General features: G+C 69.2%; 19 protein-coding genes and 1 pseudogene. 13 read left to right on the top strand and 7 right to left on the bottom strand.

All coding sequences use genetic code 11. The features are described 5' to 3' along the window. Positions 1-2 precede the first annotated feature (2 nt). The 4 genes from ACFFQA_RS10540 to ACFFQA_RS10525 all read left to right on the top strand — a co-directional run bounded on the left by ACFFQA_RS10540 (position 3) and on the right by ACFFQA_RS10525 (position 4333). Positions 3-887: a LysR family transcriptional regulator gene (locus ACFFQA_RS10540; RefSeq protein WP_377851575.1), complete on the top strand. Its 885-nt coding sequence runs from the start codon at positions 3-5 to the stop codon at positions 885-887. An 867-nt stretch (positions 888-1754) separates the two neighbouring features. After that, positions 1755-2009 carry a hypothetical protein gene (locus ACFFQA_RS10535; RefSeq protein ID WP_377851574.1) on the top strand — a complete coding sequence of 85 codons (255 nt, stop codon included), beginning with the start codon at positions 1755-1757 and terminating at the stop codon, positions 2007-2009. Positions 2010-2735: 726 nt separating this feature from the next. Further along, positions 2736-3122 (top strand): hypothetical protein, encoded by a 387-nt coding sequence (locus ACFFQA_RS10530; RefSeq protein ID WP_377851573.1) that lies wholly within the window; start codon positions 2736-2738, stop codon positions 3120-3122. Next, the gene (locus tag ACFFQA_RS10525) at positions 3119-4333 is read left to right on the top strand and encodes a glycosyltransferase family 2 protein (RefSeq protein WP_377851572.1); all 1215 of its coding nucleotides are present in this window, start codon (positions 3119-3121) and stop codon (positions 4331-4333) included. The genes ACFFQA_RS10530 and ACFFQA_RS10525 overlap by 4 nt, the downstream gene beginning before the upstream one ends. Before the next feature lie 351 nt (positions 4334-4684). Here the strand turns inward: ACFFQA_RS10525 and ACFFQA_RS10520 are convergent, their stop codons facing one another. Beyond that, complete coding sequence (locus tag ACFFQA_RS10520) at positions 4685-4849, bottom strand: Imm1 family immunity protein (protein ID WP_377851571.1); 165 nt, start codon at positions 4847-4849, stop codon at positions 4685-4687. Between the two features lie 186 nt (positions 4850-5035). Between ACFFQA_RS10520 and ACFFQA_RS10515 the strand changes: the two genes are divergently transcribed. The 8 genes and pseudogenes from ACFFQA_RS10515 (at position 5036) to ACFFQA_RS10480 (ending at position 12755) form a co-directional block, all read left to right on the top strand. Next, positions 5036-5608: a dihydrofolate reductase family protein gene (locus ACFFQA_RS10515; RefSeq protein WP_377851570.1), complete on the top strand. Its 573-nt coding sequence runs from the start codon at positions 5036-5038 to the stop codon at positions 5606-5608. A 48-nt stretch (positions 5609-5656) separates the two neighbouring features. After that, on the top strand, positions 5657-5932 hold the full coding sequence (locus ACFFQA_RS10510) for a hypothetical protein (protein WP_377851569.1): 276 nt from the start codon (positions 5657-5659) through the stop codon (positions 5930-5932). A gap of 103 nt (positions 5933-6035) precedes the next feature. Beyond that, on the top strand, positions 6036-6686 hold the full coding sequence (locus ACFFQA_RS10505) for a TetR/AcrR family transcriptional regulator (RefSeq protein WP_377851568.1): 651 nt from the start codon (positions 6036-6038) through the stop codon (positions 6684-6686). 18 nt (positions 6687-6704) lie between these two features. Further along, positions 6705-9155, top strand: a complete 2451-nt coding sequence (locus tag ACFFQA_RS10500; RefSeq protein ID WP_377851567.1) for a carboxylesterase family protein — start codon at positions 6705-6707, stop codon at positions 9153-9155. 58 nt (positions 9156-9213) lie between these two features. Then, positions 9214-9408 carry a hypothetical protein gene (locus tag ACFFQA_RS10495; protein WP_377851566.1) on the top strand — a complete coding sequence of 65 codons (195 nt, stop codon included), beginning with the start codon at positions 9214-9216 and terminating at the stop codon, positions 9406-9408. An 18-nt stretch (positions 9409-9426) separates the two neighbouring features. Continuing rightward, positions 9427-9645 (top strand): annotated as a pseudogene (locus ACFFQA_RS10490) (hypothetical protein); the annotation flags it as partial. Positions 9646-9844: 199 nt separating this feature from the next. Then, complete coding sequence (locus tag ACFFQA_RS10485) at positions 9845-11017, top strand: 4-hydroxybenzoate 3-monooxygenase (RefSeq protein ID WP_377851565.1); 1173 nt, start codon at positions 9845-9847, stop codon at positions 11015-11017. A gap of 43 nt (positions 11018-11060) precedes the next feature. Further along, a complete protein-coding gene (locus ACFFQA_RS10480) occupies positions 11061-12755 on the top strand; it encodes a methyltransferase (RefSeq protein ID WP_377851564.1) in 1695 nt (564 codons plus the stop codon). A 777-nt stretch (positions 12756-13532) separates the two neighbouring features. On the opposite strand, the gene ACFFQA_RS10475 is transcribed toward ACFFQA_RS10480, so the two are convergent. Next, complete coding sequence (locus ACFFQA_RS10475) at positions 13533-14405, bottom strand: helix-turn-helix domain-containing protein (RefSeq protein ID WP_377851563.1); 873 nt, start codon at positions 14403-14405, stop codon at positions 13533-13535. Positions 14406-14489: 84 nt separating this feature from the next. Between ACFFQA_RS10475 and ACFFQA_RS10470 the strand changes: the two genes are divergently transcribed. After that, a complete protein-coding gene (locus tag ACFFQA_RS10470; protein WP_377851562.1) occupies positions 14490-15401 on the top strand; it encodes a phytanoyl-CoA dioxygenase family protein in 912 nt (303 codons plus the stop codon). A 10-nt stretch (positions 15402-15411) separates the two neighbouring features. Here the strand turns inward: ACFFQA_RS10470 and ACFFQA_RS10465 are convergent, their stop codons facing one another. Genes ACFFQA_RS10465 through ACFFQA_RS10445 form a run of 5 tightly spaced genes read right to left on the bottom strand, consistent with a single transcriptional unit; the run spans position 15412 to position 21746 of the window. Then, positions 15412-17211 carry a bifunctional metallophosphatase/5'-nucleotidase gene (locus tag ACFFQA_RS10465; RefSeq protein WP_377851561.1) on the bottom strand — a complete coding sequence of 600 codons (1800 nt, stop codon included), beginning with the start codon at positions 17209-17211 and terminating at the stop codon, positions 15412-15414. A 32-nt stretch (positions 17212-17243) separates the two neighbouring features. Further along, on the bottom strand, positions 17244-18581 hold the full coding sequence (locus ACFFQA_RS10460; RefSeq protein WP_377851560.1) for an ABC transporter substrate-binding protein: 1338 nt from the start codon (positions 18579-18581) through the stop codon (positions 17244-17246). 17 nt (positions 18582-18598) lie between these two features. Continuing rightward, positions 18599-19435, bottom strand: a complete 837-nt coding sequence (locus ACFFQA_RS10455) for a carbohydrate ABC transporter permease (protein ID WP_377851559.1) — start codon at positions 19433-19435, stop codon at positions 18599-18601. Positions 19436-19447: 12 nt separating this feature from the next. After that, entirely contained in the window at positions 19448-20392 is a 945-nt protein-coding gene (locus ACFFQA_RS10450; protein ID WP_377851558.1) for a carbohydrate ABC transporter permease, read from the bottom strand. 31 nt (positions 20393-20423) lie between these two features. Then, on the bottom strand, positions 20424-21746 hold the full coding sequence (locus ACFFQA_RS10445) for a glycoside hydrolase family 36 protein (RefSeq protein WP_377851557.1): 1323 nt from the start codon (positions 21744-21746) through the stop codon (positions 20424-20426). Positions 21747-21753 lie beyond the last annotated feature (7 nt).

Raw genomic sequence — 21753 nt, 5'->3', positions numbered from 1 at the left:
CGATGAGCACACTGGACCTGAACCTCCTGGTGCCGCTGCACGCGCTGCTGGTCGAGGCGAACGTGACCCGCGCCGCCGAGCGGACCGGGGTGGGCCAACCCGCCATGAGCGCGTCGCTGGCCAAGCTGCGCAGGCACTTCGGCGACCCGCTGCTGGTCAGGGACGGCCGGGGGATGAAGCTGACCCCACTGGCCACATCCCTGCTGGAGCCGGTGACCGAGCTGCTCGGCTCGCTGCGCACGGTGCTCGACAACCGCGCGCCGTTCGACCCGGCCGCGTTGCGGCGCACCTTCACCATCATCACCAGCGACTACGTGTCGACGGTGCTGGTCAAGCCGCTGCTGCGGGCGATCGTGACCGAGGCCCCGCACGTGCGGATCAACCTGGTGCAGCCGGGGCTGAGCATGGTGTCACTCCTGCGGCGCGTCGAATGCGACCTGGTGATCGCCCCGCAGGCGCTGATGCCCCCGGACGCGCTGACATACCAGCACCGCGTGCTGTTCACCGACCACTTCGTCGTGGTCGCGGACAAGGACAACGACAGCGTCCACGACCCGATCAGCATCGAGGAGCTGTCCCGCCTGCCGTACCTGGGGTTCCACGCGCCCGTGCTGCGGGAGCTCGGAGTGCCCGAAGACGACGTCTGCGCCCGGGTGCCCACGCACTTCACCGTCGCTCCGCACCTGGTCGCGGGCACCCGGGTGGTCGCGCTCGTCTACACCAAGCTGTTCGAGCTGTTCGGGGCCGACGCCGGGCTGCGCGCGGTGTCCCTGGACGCGCAGCAGCGCCCCGTGGTCGAGATGATGTTCTGGCACCCCAAGTACAACGCCGACCCCGCGCACACCTGGCTGCGGGCCAAACTGGAGGAGGTGGCCGCGACCGTCTGAGAGCTCCTTCAGGTAGCGCTCCGCCCGGCGGGTTGTCGCAGACGAACTCGCTGCGGCGCTCGCGTGTGGCTGGTTGGTTGGCGGCTGGCCGGAAGCTGGAGCGGGGAGCGAAAGGACCAAGCGCGCGTATCCGCGCCGTGGCCGTGGCAGCGTCAGTGAAACCGGTTGCCATCGGACGGGTGCCACCCTTCCTGGAGGCGCCCGGCTTTGCCTCGGTGCTCACGCCGCACGCTCGCGGGCACCGGTGACGGGTTCGTTCGATCCTCGGCGTGGATCTTCCTGTCCTCGGATGACGGCCCGACGCACGCGACCACGGCTACCCCCGTTCCTCCGCGGAGTCGGCGCGGCCAACGTCTTGATCGAGCGGGGAGCTGCGCGCGGTGGGCGAACTCCGCAGCCTTTGAGCCACTGGCGGTAGGGCGAGGGCCGCGGTTTCCTCGCCGCAGAACCGTTTTTCCCGGATTCCCACGGCGTGCTGATGAGCCCGGACAACACTCAAGTCCACGCTGACGATCCACTCCAGATCACCGACGGAGTCGCCCTTGGCGGTCACCTCGTCCGGACTCCTCTGTCAGGTGCCGTCCTCGGTCCACAAGCGCGGGCGCTCGTGCCAGGGCAGGGCCTAGCCGTCCAGCGCGCGCTCAGCCACCTGCCCCTCGTTTCGCGTTTTGTCACCTTGATGCGAAATGGGAGCGCTCTTTTGCGCATTAAGGTGACAAAACGCGACCACCGCGACCACGCCGACCACGCCGACCAGGTGGCCCACGCGTGTACGGGGGTGCGGGGGCGGTGCCATGTCGGGGCAATGGGACGGCTTGCAGGAAAGGCGCTAGCCGCGTTGGCGATGCGCCACTGCCGTGTCCGCTCGTGTTGCCGGCTGAGGCGCACGAACGCCCCACCCGCGCGCAGCAGTTCCTCGGGCGTGCCGGTCTCAACGACGTGGCCGTCGTCGAGCGAGACCACGTGATCCGCTGCGGCCAGGGTGGCGGGGAGGTGGGCGATCACGATCACCGTGCGGTCGGGGTCGTCGCCGAGGTTGGCGACGGCCTGCGCGATCGCGGCCTCGTTCTCCGGACCGAGCGCGGAGCTGGCCTCGTCGACGAGCACGATGCGCCCGCCTGAGCATCGCTCGGGCGATCGCGACGCGCTGCCGTTCGCCGCCCGGCAGCTGGGCGCCGTCCTCGCCCACGCGTGTGCGCCAGCCATCGGGTAGGCGCTCGATCACCTCGTTGAGTCGCTCCGCGCTGGCCGCCTCCTCCAGTTCGTCCCAGGTCGCCTCCAGGTGCGCTAGGCGCAGGTAGTTCTCGCTCGGACGGTTCGCCGAACCCGCACCGGGGCCAGCACGGGTAGCCATCGCCGCTCCTTGAGCTGGAGCTCCGGGGTGGGGTCCATGCGCCGCGTTCGCACGGCCACCTCGTCCCCGAGACGCCACATTTGGTTGCCCCAGCCGCCCGCGACCTCACGGATGGCCAGCCCTGCGAGGTCTGGATGTTGCTCCTGCACTGAGGCGGCTGGCGGAGCGGCTCGACCGCCGCACCCGCGCACGAGCCGAAGGGGGCGGCGAGATCGAGGGCATCGACGCCGCGGATCGTGCTGACCGAGATGCCCGACCGTTCGGCGAGCCCTTCCTGGGCCAACCCGGCGCGCTTGCGGAACCGCCGCACCGCCGCGGCCAGCTGATCTGTCACGTGCCCTTCCTACGAGCCGCACCGGTCACAGATGACCGGTCCGTGACCTGTTCCCGGAGGCCGGATCGTACGGATGATGATCCGCGGTCTGCGAGGGGCAGGCCAGGAACGAGGGGGCGGGCTGTGGCTCGTTCTCGCTACGGCTCAACGAAGGGGAATTATGGACACGCGACAGCTTGCTTTCCTTGAGGAGATCGAAACCGGCTCGGCCGCACCGGCCTCGAACGGGACAGCCAGGAGGATCGGTGCTCTTGGTTCCGCGGTGGTGGCGGGCGCGACGTTCTTCGCGCTGAATGCCGCGCCCGCGAACGCGACCCCGGCGGACTTCGGCGTGCAGGGGGAAACCTGCACCATTTCCGACCACGTGCGGCACGACCACCTGAAGCGTTGCATTAGCGGTGGGGGGCAGGCCTCCGTGAGTCACAGGTTCCTGAACGAGACCTCGTGCGGTGTCGGCGGGCAGAAGAGCAGGTACACCTTCGCTCGCACTATGCACAGTTCGTGCGCCTCGGGCGAGATGCTCCCGTACACCACGCCCTGCCAGTGAACCCCTGGGTGCGCCGGCTCTTCCCGCCACTGGGCGACCTGGAGCTCGGCGGGAAGCCGGTGCCCCTCCCGATCACCGTCGTGGTGCTGACGCGTGACGAGGAGCGTTGCATCGCCCGCTGCCTGGACAGCGTGATCGGCCGGGGTGTCGACCGCGTCATCGTGATCGACACCGGATCCGCGGATCGGACCATGAGCATTGTCGACGGGTACCGGCGACACGGCGTCGAGTCCGTTCAGGTGCCGTGGCCGGGTTCGTTCGCCGAGCTGCGCAACTACGCGATCGATGTGGTGAAGACCGGCTGGATCGTCTTCCTCGACGCCGACGAATGGCTTGCCGAGGAGTCCGCGGACCAGCTCGTTGACTGCCTGGAGTCGCTGTCCACCGTCCAGTGCCCCGAACGGCTGGCATTCGCGCCGATCATCCACCACCCCGACTCCGGCCTGAGCGTCATCGAGCTGCCACGCATTTTCCGGGCCGACAGCGGAATTCGTTATCGCGGCGCGATCCACGAACATCCAGTACTCCCCGGCACGACTCAACCGCCAGACCTGGTCGGGCTGGACATCTGGTTCCATCACGACGGCTACCTGCCGGAGGTCGCCATCGCCAAAAAGAAGATGGATCGCAATCTCAGCCTGCTGAGCACCGCGCGCGACGAGGATCCGGACAATCCGCGCTGGCTTTACTTCCTGGTCAAAGACGGACTGCCGACACTGACCCGTGCGCAACTCATCGACGTCTGCACCGAACTGCGGGTGCTCGCTGAGCGCGACACTCCCACCGGCGACCGCCGTACCGCCGGCGAGTACTACCGGCTCGCCCTGTGCGAGGCGTGTCAGGGACTTGCGGTTGCTGGTGACTGGCACACCGTGCACCGCTACAGCGAGGAAATGGACGAACCGGACGCTCACTACTACCGCTCGATGGCTGCGCTGCTCACCGGCGTATCCGATGAAGGCGACCTGCTGGAGGCCATCCGACTGCGCCGCGAAGAGAAATGGGTTTCCACCAGCGCTCTTGACCGCTCCGGTCGGCACCTGGACGCACTGATCATCGCCCTGCTGGCCCGGTTCCGCGGTGGGTCGACCGCCGAGGGCTACCGCGAACTCTGCCAACCCTGGACCGATGTGTTCTTCGAGGACTCGTGGGTTCGAACGTACTTTTGGGCGGCGCGAGGGGTCCGCCCGAGCGTACAACTATCACACTGAAACGAACCTATCGATGTGAGGAGGCGAGTCGGTGACATCGCACGAAAGTCCAACATTATCTCACGGTTCGAAGAACCTCGCGGAAATGTCGCGTACGGCATCGGTGTGACGCGCGTTGTGAGATTGCGACATTGAATCGCCCGGGGATTGGTGGAGACTCCACCAACTCTGGGTGGCTCAGATCCACGAGGCGGTCGGCCGCTGGATCACCAACCTGGTTGGCGCAGCCGCGGGAGCGGCTCAGGGCTCGGACACGAACTCGTCCGCACCGAGTTCCAGCGGTGGCACGGTAGAACGTGCCGTGCGCAGCCTGCCGCCCCCGGAGCCGCGGGTGGGATGCCACCTCGGTGTTTACTCGACGACGGGTTGCCACTTCACTACGGTCGGCCGCTGGTGGGTGCGCAGGAACTCCGTCAACGCTTCCTCGACCCGGCCAACAGGGATCTCGCAGCGCGGCGGGAACTCGATCTCGGCGTAGATCGGTTCCTCGTCCGGGCCGTCGCCGAGGGCGCTCAACCGGCCACGGCGGCTTCCTGGCTCGTGGTTGCCTGATCGCGGGAAGGAGCACCTCGATGGTCGGCCCAACGCGTGGCGATTCGAATGCGAGTCACCGAGGCGCGCAATCGAGTCGCTGTACGAGGTGCGAGGATGGCGGGGGAAACACCGCGCTCAAGGGGGGCGACCATGGGTCGAGTAGTCGTCGTGAACTTCGTAAGCATTGACGGCGTGGTCCAGGCACCGCTGTCCGCGGACGAGGATCGCGACGGCGGCTTCGCACAGGGCGGTTGGGTCCCGCCCTACAGCGACGACACAGTCAACGAGTTCATGCGGAAGGCGACTGTCGGTGCCGCCGGAATGCTGCTGGGTCGCCGGTCCTACGAGATCCTCACCGCAGCCTGGGCACATGCGGATGACTCCGAGCCTGCGGTCGCAGCCATGAACCGGATGCCGAAATATGTCGTCACGTCCTCTGCTGGCGATCTTGAGTGGCAGAACTCGCACCGACTTGACGCGGACCTGGCTCCCGCTGTCGGCGACCTCAAGGCCCGCACCGACGGAGACCTCGTCGTGTTCGGTGCCGCGACCCTGATCCAAGGCCTTGCCGAGCACGACCTCGTTGACGAGTACCGGCTGCTGCTTTTCCCGATCGTCCTCGGTAGCGGCAAGCGAATGTTCGGAGATCGCGGCCATCCGGCGCGGTTCACCCTGACCGACACCGTGCTTTCGCCCAGCGGCGTCGTCATCCTCACCTACAACCGCGACACGGCCGCCTGAACGATCCGCGACAGCGGCGGGTAGAGAGCACGGGCGTGCGAGCAGCTCGTGCGACTCGCACACGACTTCTTCGCCCAGACCGCCGAACAGCTGCCCAAGGTCGTCGAGGCGAATGATCCGGCCCCAGCCAGGGCGATGACCGTTGCCTCAGCACTGGCGACCGCGTTCGCGGCGCACCCGATGCTGTGCGAACTGCTCAGCGCCCAGGCGGGCGCCCTCGAACACAACGTGTCAGCGGAGTTGGTCGCGCGGTGCGAGCGGGATGGCTACCAGAGCCTGGCCGGATTCACCGCGGCACACAGGACTGTCTGTGTCTGGGTGTGAGGTCAGCGACCGTCGTGTTGCAGGGTGCGCGGGGAGGGGCACCGGTCGGCGCTACAAGCCCGAATGGCCTAACATCCAATCAATCGATTGATTGGATGGTGGGATGCCGGTGCCAGGCGACCAGTGGCAGCAGGGCAGGCTGGCGACCGCCGTCGTCGTCCTGCCCGAGGGGACGACCCCGACGGGCACGCGGGGCCGGGTGTTGCACGCCGCGCTCGGCCTGTTCGCCGCACGCGGGTTCCACGGCACCTCGATCCGTGAGATCGGGGCGGCCGCGGGCATCAACTCTGCGACCTTGTACGGCTACTACAGCTCCAAGGAGCTGATACTGGCCGAACTGGTGCTCATCGGGCACCGCGAGCTGCACCGCAGGCTGCTTGAGACCGTCGCCGAAGTCGCCGATCCGGTCGAGCGGCTCACGGCGCTGGTGCGCACGCATGTGCTCGTCCACACCGATTTCTCGTTGCTGTCCGTGGTGACCAACAGCGAGCTGCACGTGCTCTCCGCCGAGCTGGCCGCGCCGTCGCTGGCCCTGCGCGCAGCGTCGGAGCAGCTGCGACTGGACGCGCTGACGGACGGGGTCCGGGACGGCAGCTTCGACCTGTCGGACGTGCGGCTGGCCGCACGTGCGATCAGCGGCATGGGGCAGCGCGTCGGGAACTGGTTCGGCCCCGGCCAGGACCACACCCGCGAGCAGGTGGCCGAGGCCTTCGTGTGCTTCGCCCTGCGCTTGGCCGGACATCGGGAGAGGTAGAGCGCCGTGGGGGAGAACGTGAACCGACGAGCACGGCTGGGCGCGGTGCTGTGGGTGCTGGTCGCGCAGTACTTCGTGCTGCTCGCCGTGGTGGAGTCCCAGTGGCGGACCCCGTACAGCTGGATGCGCAACGCGATCAGCGACCTCGGCGCGGCCACCTGCTTCCACTCGGCCCAGGTCGACGGCTGGGTGTGTTCGCCGTGGTATGTCGCTTCCGGGGTGTCCTGGACGCTCGCGGGTCTGTGCCTGACCGCGGGTGCCCTGCTGATCCGGCCGCTGTTCCCGGACGTGCGGACGGCCCGCATCGGCCTTGCGCTCTTCGCGGTCAGCGGGCTGGGCCTGGCCGTCGTCGGACTGAACCCCGAGGACACCAGCACGGTGCCGCACTTCCTCGGCGCGGTCGTCGCGATACCGGCGGGCGAGGCCGCGATGCTGCTGACCGGGCTCGCCCTGGCGCGCACCGCCCGGTGGCGTCGCCTCGGCCGATTCGGTGCCGGCGCCGCAGTCGTGGCGGCGGTGGCCTTCGTGCTGATGGTGGCTGGAATCGGCGGCCCGGGGTTGTTCGGCCTGTGGGAACGGATCGCCGCATTCCCAGTGCTCCTGTGGGCGGTGTTCTGCGGTGTCGCGCTGGCGGCCCGGCCCGCGGAATCGCGGCTTCTCCGGCCGCGGTGGTGGATTCCGCTCAGTGCGGTCACGGTCGTCTCGTTCGCTCTTCTCCACCTGAACCAGAGCCCGTTCTGGGGTTGGGTCATCGTCGTCGAGCTACTGGTCGGGCTTGCGCTGATCGCGCGGTACTGGCTGAACCGTCGCCCGCTGGTCCAGGCGTTGGCCTGGTCGGTCGCAGCTGTGGTTCTCTTCGCCACCGCTGTCGTGGTCTATCCGCCGCCGGCCAATCGGGCGGCCGGTGCGGCAGGGGCGGGGACGACCGGTGTCGTGCACACCCAGGACGGCCCGGTTTCCGGTGTGTACAACGGCGATCGGAGCGTGGAGATCTTCGCCGGCGTGCCCTACGCGATGCCGCCGACCGGCAGCCGGCGCTGGCGGCCACCGGAGCCACCGGCGCGCAGGACCGAGGTGCTGACCGCGAACCACTTCGCCGACTCGCCGATGCAGTCGTCGTCGGGGTTCCTTGCCAGGGCGCTGACGACGGTGACCAGCGTTCCGCTGGCGAACAGCCTGGTCAACCCGTACCCGTCCAGCGAGGACCCGCTCTACCTCAACATCTGGCGCAGCGCGAAGCCGAAGTCGCAGAAGCTCCCCGTCCTCGTCTACGTCCCCGGCGGCGGGTTCGTCAGCGGGTCCGGCTCCCTCCCCGTCTACGACGGTGAGAACCTCGCCAGACGCGGCGACGTCCTCACGGTCACCATCAACTACCGCCTCGGCGTCTTCGGCTTCCTGTCCCACCCCGAACTCGCCGCGGAGTCCGAACACGCCGCCTCCGGCAACTACGGCCTCATGGACCAGATCGCCGCGCTCACATGGGTCAAGGAGAACATCGCCGCCTTCGGAGGCGATCCGGACCGGGTCACCATCGCCGGTGAGTCCGCCGGAGGCGAGAGCGTGTGCATCCTGTCCGTCACGCCACTGGCCAAGGGGCTGGTCGACGGCGTGATCGGCAGCAGCGGAGCCTGCATGGGCACCGTCGGCCACACCGCCTCGGGCGACCAGGCCGACACCAGAGCGGCCGCCGAGGAGGCGGGCCGGCAGCTGAGCGCCAGCCTGAAAGGCGCCTCCGTCAACGACATGCGCGCGATGTCCACAAAGGACGTGTACGACGCTGCTCGCAAGATCACAGGTCACTGGCGCCCGTCCATCGACGGCTACGTGCTCGGCAAGGCGCCGTCGGAGATCTACTCCGAAGGCGGCCAGCACGACGTCCCGATCCTGGCCGGGAGCAACGCGGACGAGAGTTCCCTCAGCCTCGTCAGCCCGCCCGACACCGACCCGGCCCAGTATCGCGAGACCGTCCGGGCGCGCTACGGCAGCCAGGCGGAGTCGTTCCTGCGGCTCTACCCCGGTGACACCGCCGAGCAGGTGCTTTCCTCGACCCTGCAAGCGAAAACCGACAAGATCATGACCCGCGCGGTCCACCGCTGGACCCGGCTGCAAGCACGAACCGGCAGGTCCGACGCCTACCTCTACCACTTCACCCACGTCCCGCCCGAGCCCGCGCTGGCGAAGTTCGGTGCCTACCACGGGGCCGAGATCATGTACGCCTACGACAACCTCGGCAAGGACGGGAACGCCGTCTACGCCGCCCCCGACTATCGGCTCCGCGACCAGATGAGCGGCTACTGGGCCAACTTCGCCAAGACCGGCGACCCGAACGGGCCGGGCCTCCCGCGCTGGAACAGGACCCAGGACGACCCAGAACAGCTGATGGAACTCAGCGGTGACAGCCGCATGATCCCCAGACCCCGCAAGGAACACATCGACTTCTGGATGGCCTACCAGGGCCCCGTCGCGTAGTGCGAGGAGGACGGCGGCCGCTGAGATCAGCTGATGATCGGTGCCCCAGGCGACGAGGGTGAACGCGTCGACGGTACGCGCGGCCAGGCCGATCCGGGAGGCGCTGGAGCAGCCGTCGAGCTGGTGGCAGACGTTGACCAGTTCGCTGGACGCGCTCGCCGCGCAGCGCACGACCCGCATCGCCACCCCGGACACCCAGACCATCACTCAGGAACTGGTCCCCGGCGCGATCGAGCGGGTCTTCCCCAGGTAGGCCGACACCGCCCCCGCCGACGCTGAGCGGGTGCCCGCGCACGCCGATCTGAACCGGTCGAACGTGGCCAGTGGCGAATGCTGGCTGGTGGACTGGGCGGATCACGGCCTGGCGCCGCGTGGTCTGGACGCGGCGACGTTGTGGATGGACTCGTTGACCGTTCCTGAGCTCGCTGAGGGCCTCCCGCGACGATCGGACGACGGTAGGCCGAGCCGACCGTCGGACCGCGACCGGTGACTTGTCCGACTTCTCGCGTTCTGTCCTAATCGGACTGAGCGCGGCGGCGCATCCGGTCGGCCAGCCGCAACACAATGGAGTGATCATCTTCCACGCGTCCGGCGAGCCGTTGCCGCCTGCCCTGGCCGTTGCGGTGCAGTGCTGCCGAACATGAGCCCGCTTCGGACGCGGGCCCAAGGCGAGAAGGGACCAGAAGGCAGTGGTCGACCACACGACCGTGCTCATCGTGGGCGCGGGGCCGGCAGGGCTGGTGTTAGGAAACCTGTTACGCGCCAAGGGGATCGACACCCTCATCGTCGAACGGGCCAGCCGGGAACAGGCGCAGGCCCGGGCCAGGGCGGGTTTCCTCGGCCCGAACAGCGCCAGAGTGCTCACCGAGCACGGGCTCGCCGCCGGGATGCTCCACAAGGGGCGGTCACACGGCATCTGCGCGTTCCGCGCGGAGGACGGCGAGTTCGAGCTGAACTACGCCCAGCTCGGCCAGGGCGAGGTGCACACGGTCTACCCGCAGCAGGACCTCGTCACCGACCTGATCGCCGAGTACCTCGACCGGGGCGGCGAACTGCGGTTCGGCGTCACCGTCACTGACGTCGACGCCCGGACCGCCACGATCGGCTATCGCGACGCGAACGGCGCGGGGGAGGCCACCGGCCGGTTCATCGCCGGCTGCGACGGCAGCAACGGCGTGACCCGCCTGGCCGTCCCCGCGACCCCGGCACGTCGCCACGGCCGCGACCACGGCATCACCTGGCTGGCCGTTCTCGCCGAAGCCCCGCAGAGCATGGCAGCGGTCACCTACGCCATCCACGACGACGGGTTCGCCGGTCAGATGGCGCGCAGCCCCCAGGTGACGCGCTACTACCTCCAGGTTCCGGCCAACGACGACCCGGCGGCCTGGACGGACGAGCGGACCTGGGCCGCGCTGGAGACCCGAATGCGGACCGCGGAGTTCGGCCCGCTGCGGCGAGGCCGGATCACCGAGCGGCGGATCGTGCGCCTGCGCTCCGAGATCGTCGACCCCATCCAGCACGCCCGGCTGTTCCTCGTGGGCGACGCGGCCAGTCTGATCAGCCCGTCGGCCGCCAAGGGCGCCAACCTGGCGATCATGGAGGCCGAGGTGCTGGCCGGCGCCCTTGTCGACGCTCTCACCCGCGACGACGACCACGCCCTGGCCGCGTACTCGCGCACCTGCCTGCCCAGGATCTGGCGGGCGCAGGAGTTCTCGCACTGGATGATCGACCTCCTGCACGGCCCGGCCGGAGCCGCCCCGGACGCCGCGTTCCAGCGCGCCCTGCGCCGCGCCCGGCTCAACAGCCTGCGCGACTCCCACGCCCACCAGAACTTCTTCGCCGAGCACTACCTCGGCATCTGAGCGACCGAGCGCCACCTCGGCATCTGAGCAACAGGAAACCACCATGACATCGACCAGAATCCCTGCCATCGCCGCGGCTGACCTTGCCCGCGTCACCGCGGCGATGGCCCTCCTCAGCGTCAACGACACCGAGTCGGTGCTCGCCGCCGCGGTTCCGTCGTTGGACGAGGACCACCGCGCGGCCGTGGCGCGGTACGCCACCATCGACCACGTCGCGCTGCTCATCTTCCCGGAGACCTTCGAAGGGCTTCCCGAGGAACTGGCCCCGCACGGCATCGAGGTCGGCCCGATGACCCCCAGCGTGGTCGTCCGTGACCGGTTGAGCAGCCGGTACGCGGTGCCCACCGCGGACCTGACGATCGGCATCCTGCGCGCCCGGGTCGCCGACCGCACCGGCCGGCCGTGCGAACTGGAGATCTTCGCCATGGTGACGCCACCGGAACTGGCGCACATCGCCGAGGACGAACGCCGGCACGGCAGGGAGAACCACATCGCGCTGGCCGTGCGGCAGCCCGATCCGGTCCTGCTGCGCGGACTGCGCGCGACGATCACCGCCGCCATGCGTCCGGACGGGGGCGGTTACAACGGCTACGAGGACTCCACCGTCCTCTACTTCCGTGATCCGCAGCGCGTCGACCCGGCCTTCCGCCGGCTGGAGCTGATCTGCGCCGGCCGGTTCCCGCGGTTGCTCGCCACCCACCAGCGCGAGTCGTGCCCCGGCACCGGACTGCTGCGCCTGATGACCGGCGCCTGGGCGACGCAGGCCATCGCGGCCGCCGCCGAACTGCGGCTGCTCGACCACCTCGGGACGATCCCCGACCTCCCCGGCCTCGCCGCGGCCACCAGCACCGACCAGCAGAGCCTGGCCAGGCTGTTGCGCTATCTGACCGCGCTCGGCATCGTCCACACGTCGAGGGAGCGCCACAGCCTGACCGACCTGGGTGCGCTGCTGCGGTCGGACATGACCGACTCGATGCGACCACTCGCGCTGATGTACGGCGGCCCGTTCTACCGGTCATTCGCGGCGCTCACCGAGGCCGTCCGCAGCGGAGAGGAGTCCTACGCGAAGGTCTTCGGCACCCACCACTTCACGCACATGGCAGCCGATCCGGGTCTCGCTGAGCTGTTCCACCAGTCCATGGCCGCCAGCAACGCCATGTTCGCGGGGGTCACCGGGGTCGTCGACTTCTCCGCCGCACGCACCGTTGTCGACGTGGCCGGGGGCAACGGCGAGCTGCTGTCCCGCATCCTGTTCGCCAACCCGACGCTGCGCGGTGTACTGCTGGACCGCCCGCACGCCCTGGCCGCCGCCGAGTCACGACTGGCCGACGTGGCCGACCGCGTCACGCTGGTCCCCGGTGACTTCACCGAGTCGGTCCCCAACACCGGCGACGTCTACCTGCTGTCCCGCGTGCTGCACGACTGGGACGACGCGCAATGCCACACCATCCTGGCCACGTGCGCGCGGAACATGCCGGCACACGCGGAGTTGCTGGTGATCGAGCGCCTGCTCCCGGAAACCGGGAACACCGACTCCCTTGCCATCCCCTGGGACATTCACATGCTGTGCAACACCGGTGGTCGCGAGCGGACCGAATCCCACTACCGCGCCCTGCTGGCCGACGTCGGCTTTGAACTGGTCGATGCACACCCCCTGCCGCTGGACGCGCACATCATGCGTGCTCGGCGTCTGGACGGTGCGGTTGGCCGAGTGCCGGGGCAACGAGGCAAGGCTTGACACACCGGCAAAGTCGACGCGCCAGCTCATTCTGAACTGGTCTCAGGCTCCGCTCCTGGTCGCTGTCGGGCTGTGACGCGGAGTCGGGGAACGGTCTTGCGGACCGGCTTCGCCGGGCCTGCGCCAGCGATTGACCCACGTGCTGGCGCAGGCCCGGGAGCTGCTGGGCGGGGGATGAGTGCGTTTGCTCGGGCGCGCAGCCGCGCGAGGTCGGCGTCACCGCTCCGGCGGTGCTGGCCCGCGAGGCGATCGCCGCCTGCAGGTGGGCGTGCTCGGTGCTGGGGTCACCGATCGCGTGGGCGAGGTCGGTGAGGGCGACGGAGCGGTGGTCGTCGATGGCGGTGAACAGAGCGCGGGCGGTGGCCAGGTCCTGCTCGCCTGCGCGCGCCGTCTTGCCATCCGCACCGCGCCTGCGGCTACGCACGAGCAAAGGTAGAGGAACCTGACGACGACCAGCCAAGACCTACAGCGCAGTCAAGACCTGCTGCCACACACCGGCCCGCTGCCAGCGTCGGAACAGTCAACAGTCAACAGGCCACGGTCCAGGACCCGTGCACCGGCGGCATGTCGCGCCGGGGTGTCCCGGTGCGCACCCGCCACCGGATCCCAGTGAGCCTTGCTGTTCGGGCAAGTCGCCATCGTGCATCGGGATTGAGCGAGCGCACTCGGCGTCGAGGGGAACGGCAGGACGGTGGAAGCGGCCGTGCGGGCCCACGGGTCCGTAGCGGGCAATGGTTTTGGTGAGGATCTGCCAGTGTTCGGGGACTCCCGGACATGTCAGTCCCAACCGGGAACCTCACCGTGCCGCCGATAGCTGCTCGGCGGCAGACCGAACTCGCGGCGGAACGCCCGGCTGAAGTGGAACTGGTCGACGTAACCGACGGTGCTGGCGACCGCGGCGACGGACATGCCCGTGCCGGCCAGCAACTGGGCCGCGCGGTGCAGGCGGTGGGTACGGACCTCCTGCATGGGGGTGCGGCCGGTGGCGCTCGCGTAGAGGTGGCTGAAACGCGATGGTGACAGGCCCGTGTGGGCGGCGAGCGAGACCAGGGTGTGCGGGGCTTCCGGGGTCTCGGCGATGAGTTGCTGGACGCGGGCGATGCGCGGGTCTGGGTTCGACGTCGCCCCGGGAGTGACCGCGAGGGCGGCAAGGCGGACGATCTCTTCGAGCGCGCACATGGCGAGCGCTTGTTGTTCCGGCCGGGCCGCGAAGGCCGGGAGGTGGGCCGGAGGCGGTGGGATGCGATCACTGGTGAGCCGGGCATAACGGCGCAGGCGGCCGAAGGCGTCCTCGATGGCCTCCGCGGCACCGCTGGCCGCTGGCACCAAGTGGCGACTCGTCCCGAGCCAGTTTCCGCGTGGCGCCTGGAAATGCGCCCACAGCAGCGACCACTCCTCCGCGTCGGGCGCGACTCCGTAGGTGTGCCGCACACCCGGTTCGATCAGCACGAGCTGCCGCGCGCCGGCCGTCAGGACGGAGTCTCCCTGGTGCACGACACCGCTTCCCCGGGTCGTCCACATGAGCAGCCAGCTCGGCGAGCCGGTCGGGCGGTTCGCCTCGATCCGCTTGGTGAAGGTGCTCTCGCCGACGACGAGCAGACCAGCGGGTGGCGAGGGAGTGGTGACAGCGGGAGCAGCAGGATCTGTCATGCCATCGGCAGGTGCGGCCATGTCCACGGTACCCAGGCCCTTCCTACAGTCGCATCCGAAGAAACCCCACCGAGGAGGCAGAACATGAACCAGTTGACCGATTCCAGCGACATCGTCGACGACACCGGCGCGCTGCGGGAACGCATGACCGAGGACGGGTACCTCTACTTCCCCGGTCTGCTGCCGGGCGAGTACGTCTCCGGCGTTCGCGCCGACCTCGCGGCCGTGCTCCGCGACAGCAGGTGGCTGGCCCCTGGCACCGGGGCGCACGAGCTCCGGGCATCCGACCGGGCGGTCGAGGAGGGCAAGTCCACCTTCTTCGGCATGTACTCCGCCGTGCAGGCGACGCAGTCCTTCCACGAGCTCAGTGAACGGCAGGAGCTGCGCGGCCTGGCTGAGCGGCTGCTCGGTGAGGAGGTCTTCTGCCACCCGATGCACATCGCCCGCATCACCGCGCCGACTCCCCGGGCCACGCCGACGCCGGCCCACCAGGACTACCGCCTCATCCAGGGCGCGGTCGACACCTTGACCATGTGGATTCCGCTCGCGGACTGCCCCGCCGACGCCGGTGGGCTTGAGGTGCTCGCCGGATCGCACCGGCTCGGTGTGCTCGGTGTGTCCCGGGCGGAGGGGCCTGGCGGGGTCACCGCCGAGGTGGCGGGCAGCGGCGTGGACGACTGGCGCAGCGCCCACTTCGGGCAGGGCGACGTGCTGATGTTCACCAGCCTCACCGTGCACGGTGCCCGCCCCAACCTCAGCGACCGGCTGCGGCTGTCGGCGGACATCCGGTGGCAGGCGAGGTCGGAACCGGCCGCCTTCATCGACGGCTACGAGCCGTTCCGGCCGCACTTCCACCCCGATGTGCCCGACTGGCCCACGCTGACCCGGGGATGGACCTCGACCACGAGCGTCGAGGTCCCGGAGGGGTTGACCTATGTCCGCAAGTTCGACTCGATGAGCGAACACGTGCCGACACCTCCGTCCCGGTTTCGGTGAGATCGGCGGGTCAGCCGCCAGGTGCGGGCCGGACCCGGTCGAGCGTGGGCGGCCGGACCGGCGACCGCGCCTCCATGTACTTCCACAACGCGTCCGCGCCGGAGTAGACGCTGCGATCCTGGTTCCTGGCATCGAAGAGGGCCGTGAACCCGGGCGTGGCGTTGCGGGCGAAGAAGTTGTTGGCCAGGGTCGCGATCCGGTACTCGCGGTCGGCCTTCACCGGCTTGTTGTCGATGCGGATCTTCTTGATGTCGACGTGCTGCCCGATCGGGGCGCCGGGGTCGTAGGTGTAGGAGACGTTGCCGGAGACGGCCATGTGCCGATAGGTGACGGCTCCGTCGGTTCCCCGCTGCCACTGGCTCTCGATCAGCTCGTGGAGCTTCTTGCCTGTCACCGTTCCGCGCACGACGGCCGGGCCGATGCCGTTCTCGTAGACCGTGCCGAAGACCAGCTCGGAGAACAGCACCCGTCCCGGCGCGTCGGCGGGGTTGCCGGGGTTTGGAGCGAAAGGTATGTCGCGCAACAGGATTCCCGGCATCGCGACAGCGAGGTCGGCCTGTCCGTCCTTGTTGGCCGCCCAGAGGAACGCGTCGGCGGTGACGTTGCCGAGCGTGGACTCCTCGTCGGCGCCGGCGGTGCGGGTGAGGTCGCCGGTGACCGTGGCGACCTGCTGGTTGCCGCGCGCGGGGAGCCGGTCCTTCCAGTACTTCGCCATCCGCTGGACCTCGGGATCCGGTGCGACGTCGCGGGTGTTGGCGTGGCTGACCGACTTCGTCCGGTCACGGCGGACATCTCCGGTCGCCGGGTCCAGCTCCAGGGTGATCTCGTTGATCAGCCTGCCGTGGTTGGCCGCTTCGACCACCGGGCGGGGGTTGCTTGCGGGATCGGGCAGCATGCAGTTCACCAGCGCGTGCCAGTGCCCGCCGACGATGGCGTCCACCGCCGGGCTGATCTGCTTGTTCATGTCGGCGAGCGGGCCGAACGGCGCGGTGCAGTCGTTGTACCCGGCGCCGCTGTCCTGCGAGAACCCTTCGTGCACAACGGCGACAATGGCCTGGACGCCCCTCCCGCGCAGCTCCTCGGCGTAGCGGTTGATCGTCTGCGCCTCCGGCAGGAACTTCAGTTCGCTCGGCCAGTAGGAGAGCTGCTCGTTGGGGGTGTGGGTGGTGGTGGCGTGGATGAAGCCGACCGGGAGCGTGCCGCCGCGCCCGTCGTCGACCTGCCGCACGTGGTACGGCTCGACCAGCGGCCGGCCGGTGACGTCGTTGACCACGTTCGCGGAGTAGTAGTCGAAGTCCGCGCCCCGGAACCTTGTCCCGGTCGAGTCGGTGAAGCAGAGGTCACGGTCGGGCCTGCCCTGGCAGGTGCCCTCCATCATGTGCTTGAGGTAAGCCGGTTTCCGGTCGATCTCGTGGTTGCCGACGGTGGAGAACTCGACGCCGATCATGTTCATGTACTCGATCGTCGGCTCGTTCCAGAACCACGCGGTCTCGGCGGGCCAGCCGGAGAAGTCGTCCCCCGCGGAGAACAGGACGGAGTTCTTCTGCGCGCGCAGGCGTTTGAGGTGCGAGGCGAGATATGCCCCGCCACCAACGGTTTTCGCTGGCTCACCGGCGTGCGAGCCGGGCACGGTCGTGGTGTACTCGCCGAAGTAGCCGTGCAGGTCTGTGATCGACAGCAGTTGCACGGGCACCCCCGGCGCGGGATCGGCCGTCGCGGCCGGTGCCGGTGTGAGGGCCAGCAGCGCGGCCGTGGCGACCGCGGCCTCGCGCCACCGTCGGCGGCCTGGGCTCTTTGGAGCGGCGGGCATGGCAAACCTCCTTGTGCCGCAACAGGATTCGGTCACTTGTCCGGGTTGAGCAGTGCGTTGCCCTGTTTGACGGCCGCGTTGGCGGCGTCGAGCACCCGGACCGATCCGAGGTACATGTCGTTGAAGATCTGGTTGATCTTGGGTTCCGCCGCGGCGAACCCCGACACGATCGGGAAGTTCACGGTCCTGCCGCGCGCCTCGTCCAGGAACGGCTGGGTGTCGATGCCCTTGGCCTTCCAGTGCTCGACGTAGCGCGGGGCGAGGTCGTTGATGGCCGGGAAGACGTAGCCGCCCTCCGCCATGATCGTCTGCGCCTGCGGGGTGGCCAGGAACGAGGCGAGCTGCCTGGCCTGCTCCGGGTGCTTGGTGCGGGAGTAGACCGCCTCGCCGAGCCCGTTGATGATCACGACGCGGCCCGCCTTGCCCGCCGGCAGGGACGCCGTGCCGATCGGGAACGTCGAGCCGGGGGCGACGAAGGGCAGCAGCGCGTTGTTGGCCGGGAGGACGGCGACCTCACCGCGCTGGAACATCTCCGTGGGGCGGCCGGCGGGTGGGTTGGTCTGCTCGGCGGGCGGGGACACGTGCCACTTCTTGATCAGGTCGACGCCCCACTGCAACGCCTCGACCGAAGCGGGCTCGTTGAAGTTGAACGTGCCGTAGGGCTTGGTGATCGTCGTGCCGCCGTTGCTCGGGATCCAGTTCAGCCACTGGGTGCCCGAGTGGTTCCACGACGCGAAGCCCCACCGCTTGACCTTGCCCTGGTCGAAGCCGGGTTCGCCGGGGTGCTTGCCGTTCACGTCGACGGTGAGCCTGCGCATCAGCGGCAGGAACGTTCCGGACCCGTCCGGGGCCCAGGTCAGCGGCTCCGTCGGCATCTCGACGCCCGCCTCGGCGAAGACCTGCTTGTTGTAGAGCATCCCCGGCACGCCCCAGTCCTTGGGTACGGCGTACATCTTTCCCTTGTAGGTGAAGGAGTCCACGACGTTGGCGTGGTACTTGTCCTTGGCGACGCCGGACTGCTCCACGGCGGAGGAGACGTCCATCAAGGCGCCCTGTGTCGCCAGCTCGGGGAAGTTCGCGGGCGTCATCCAGAACACGTCGGGCGCGGTGCCGGAGACCATCTCGGTGACGAGCTTGGTCCAGTACTGGTCGTAGGGCTGCAGCTCGATCTTGACGTCGATGCCGGGGTGCTTGGCCTTGAACGCCTCGAAGACCTTCTCGTAGCCCTTCTGCTGCTGCTCGTCCCAGATCCGGTAGGTCAGTGTCGTCCTGCCGTCGCCGGTGCCGCCTCCGCAGGCGGCGACCAGCCCGACCATCGCGCCGACCGTCAGCGCGCTCAGCGTCTTCCGCCGGAACGTCGAGAGCTGCATGGGGACACTCCTTCGTGTCACTTGAGTCCGGTCAGGGCGACCGACCGGACGATGTAGCGCTGGAAGAAGACGAAGACGAGCAGCATCGGCAGCAGCGTGAGCAGGCTGCCCGCCATCATCCGGGTGTAGTCGATGCCGATCTCCGAGCGCAGGGCGGCGATCGCGACGGTGACCACGCGGGTGTCCGCGCTGCTGGTGATGATCAGCGGCCACAGGAAGTTGTTCCAGGACGAGATCACCGTGACGATCGCCAGCGTGGCCAGGATCGGCCGGCTCAGCGGAAGGATGATCCGCCACAGGATCGTCAGGTGCCCCGCGCCGTCCACCCGCGCGGCCTCCTCGATCTCGCGCGGGATGCCGAGGAAGAACTGGCGCATCAGGAAGATCCCGTACGGCGTGCCGAAGACGTACGGCGCGACCAGTCCGTACCAGCTGTTCACCAGGTCCAGCTCGCGCATGATCAGGAACAGCGGGATCAGGGTCACCACGTTGGGCACCATGAGGGTGGCCAGGTACAGCCAGAACAGCGCGTTGCGGCCCCGGAACTCCAGCCGCGCGAAGGCATACGCGGCCAGCGTGGTGAAGATCAGCTGTCCCACCGTGAGGATGGTGACGAAGATGAAGGTGTTGAGGATGGAGCGCGCGAACTCGGAGCCCAGCAGCGCGCCGAGGTTCTCCAGCGTCGGTGCGGACGGCGGTGCCCACGGGGCCGCCTCGAAGAGCTCACCGCGTGGTTTCACCGCGGTCGAGACGATCAGCCAGTACGGGAAGACCGACATGGCCGCCCCGGTGATCAGCGTCGCGTAGAGGGCGGCGCGGCGCGCGGGCCGCCGTCGCCGGGTGGTTGTCGTCACGGTCGGCCCCTCTCAGCTCAGGTCGTAGGTCGTGTTGCGGTTGAAGTACCGGACCTGCGCCATGGTGACCGCGAGGATGATCAGGAACAGGACCATCGCGATGGCGGACGCGTAGCCGAACTCGAACTGCCGGAACGCGCTCTGGTAGATCGTGTAGTTGATGACCTCGGTGCTGTTCCCGGGGCCGCCGTTGGTCATCACGAAGACGGTGTCGAAGACCTGGAACGAGCCGATCACGTTGGTGACGAGGACGAAGAACAGCGTCGGGCGCAGCAGCGGCAACGTGATCGAGAAGAACTGCCGCACCGGTGACGCCCCGTCCAGGGAGGCCGCCTCGTAGAAGTCCTTCGGGATGGCCTGCAGCCCGGCGAGGAAGAAGAGCATGTTGTAGCCCGCGAACTGCCACACCTGGGTCGCCGCCACCGCGGGCAGCGCGAGGCTCGGCGAGGACAGCCAGCTCGGCCCGTCGATCCCGAAGACCGCCAGGAAGGAGTTGACCGCCCCGTTGGCCGGGTCGAAGATCCAGCCCCACACCAGGCCCATCACCACCGGCGTCGCCATCCAGGGCAGGACGAACATCGCCCGGAAGATCTTCACGCCGCGCACCCGCTGGTTGAGCAGCAGCGCGAGCAGCATGGCCAGCACGGTCTGCACCGGGATCGTCAGGACCACGTAGGCGACGGTCACCAGCAGCGAGTGGCCGATGCCGCCGTCGGCGAAGAGCCGCTCGTAGTTCGCCAGCCCGACGAACTCCGGCGCGGCCAGCAGCTTCCAGTCGAACAGGCTCAGCCCGGCGACGATCAGCACCGGCAGCAACAGGAACGCGAGGACGCCGAACAGGCTCGGGGCCACGAAGGCGTACGCGGTCAGTGTTTCCCACGTTCGCCGCCGACGTCCTCGCGGCGGTACCGGCCGTGCCGACGCGGGCGGGGTCGGCACCGTGAGGGCCTGAGCCATGGCGGACTCCCTTCCGAAGAGGTGCTCTGGGTCAGGCCGGGCCGGTCGACGGCGTGAGCAGCTCGCGTGTGCGAGCGACCCCCCACTCGTCGAGGTCGGCGAGGCGGTCGCTCGAGCACCTCCAGCCACCGCTGGAAGCGACGTGGTCGGCCCATCCGGCGCGGTCCTGCACGCGTGGAGCCACCATCAGGCAGTCGGGGTCGTTGACCCACAACCGGCCGTGCATGAACTCCCGCGCGGCCCCGGCCAGCCGAGCGCCGTGCTGCGAGGGCTGGCTGACGTCGCCGGAGTTGTGGTGGACGACGGCAGCCGTGTCCGGGCTGACCCGCATGGCGTCGACGAGGCCGACGCTGGGCAGCATCGGCGCGCCGCAGCCGAGAACGGTCGAGTCCGGTCCGACGGCGTCGCGGATGATCCGCATCCCCGCCACGTAGGCGTCGTGCCCCGACACGTCGGCGTACCGCCCGCCGGGGTGTGCGCCCGCGTAGATGTAGTCGATCTTGAAGAACGAGAACCCGGTGGAGACGAGGGAACGGAACACCCCGGCGAGGTGCTCGGCCGCGCCCGGGTGCGTCACGTCGAGCACCGCGATGTCGCTGTTCCACTCGCGCATCGCGGGCGTGCCGCGCACCAGCCAGTCCGGGTGCTCGGTCGCGACCTGGCTGTCGGAGGCGACGAAGAACGGCGTCAGCCAGATGCCCGCGCGCCGTCCCGTGTCGGCGACGCGTTCCGCCACTCCTGCAAGGGATCCGAAGCCGGGCCGGATGTCGAGCCAGTCCCCGATCGCGCGCTGGTACCCGTCGTCGAGCTGGATGATCTCCAGCGGCAGCTCCAGCCGCTCCGCGTGCGCCAGGGTGTCGGCGATGTCCTGCTCGGTGACCTTGTTCCAGTGCCCGTACCAACTGCTCCAGCCGGGACCGAGCGGACGGACCTCGGTCACGCCACCGCTGGCCGCCACCTCCTCCGCCCACGCGACGAGCGCGCCCGGGAGGTCGGCGTGCTGGGTTTCCCGGACGGCGCCGAGGCTGGAGACGACGAGCCGGTCCCCGTGAGCCCGCACGCGGATGGAGGGGACCTCGGCGGTGTGGTCCACCGCGGCCCACGAACGCACCGGGCCGCCGTCGCCCGGGTCGATCACGATCAGCCCCTCGCCCTGGAAGCCGGACTCCGGCATCGGCCGGTCGAAGCGGAAGCAGCTGGCCGCGATCTGCGCCGAGGACGGCCGGGGCGAGGTCGCGTCGCCGGGGTAGCCGCCGGTGGGACTCCAGGACTGCCAGCCCTGCTCAAAGACGCGCGCCCGGGAAGGCGCACAGACAACCTCGGCGATCGGGACGTAGCCCGCACTGTCGGCCATCGGCATC

It is taken from the genome of Allokutzneria oryzae, assembly GCF_042429765.1.
In the GTDB taxonomy this organism is placed as follows: Bacteria; Actinomycetota; Actinomycetes; order Mycobacteriales; family Pseudonocardiaceae; genus Allokutzneria; species Allokutzneria oryzae.
Note: the sequence above shows the minus strand (reverse complement) of the source record. Positions and strands in the feature narration are given on the sequence as shown.

What these genes read in the sequence shown, in the direction of transcription:
- ACFFQA_RS10540 (WP_377851575.1), top strand. Translation starts at nt 3, where the DNA reads ATGAGCACACTGGACCTGAACCTCCTGGTGCCGCTGCACGCGCTGCTG.
- ACFFQA_RS10530 (WP_377851573.1), top strand. Translation starts at nt 2,736, where the DNA reads ATGGACACGCGACAGCTTGCTTTCCTTGAGGAGATCGAAACCGGCTCG.
- ACFFQA_RS10505 (WP_377851568.1), top strand. Translation starts at nt 6,036, where the DNA reads ATGCCGGTGCCAGGCGACCAGTGGCAGCAGGGCAGGCTGGCGACCGCC.
- ACFFQA_RS10480 (WP_377851564.1), top strand. Translation starts at nt 11,061, where the DNA reads ATGACATCGACCAGAATCCCTGCCATCGCCGCGGCTGACCTTGCCCGC.
- ACFFQA_RS10475 (WP_377851563.1), bottom strand. Translation starts at nt 14,405, where the DNA reads ATGACAGATCCTGCTGCTCCCGCTGTCACCACTCCCTCGCCACCCGCT.
- ACFFQA_RS10470 (WP_377851562.1), top strand. Translation starts at nt 14,490, where the DNA reads ATGAACCAGTTGACCGATTCCAGCGACATCGTCGACGACACCGGCGCG.
- ACFFQA_RS10465 (WP_377851561.1), bottom strand. Translation starts at nt 17,211, where the DNA reads ATGCCCGCCGCTCCAAAGAGCCCAGGCCGCCGACGGTGGCGCGAGGCC.
- ACFFQA_RS10460 (WP_377851560.1), bottom strand. Translation starts at nt 18,581, where the DNA reads ATGCAGCTCTCGACGTTCCGGCGGAAGACGCTGAGCGCGCTGACGGTC.
- ACFFQA_RS10450 (WP_377851558.1), bottom strand. Translation starts at nt 20,392, where the DNA reads ATGGCTCAGGCCCTCACGGTGCCGACCCCGCCCGCGTCGGCACGGCCG.
- ACFFQA_RS10445 (WP_377851557.1), bottom strand. Translation starts at nt 21,746, where the DNA reads ATGGCCGACAGTGCGGGCTACGTCCCGATCGCCGAGGTTGTCTGTGCG.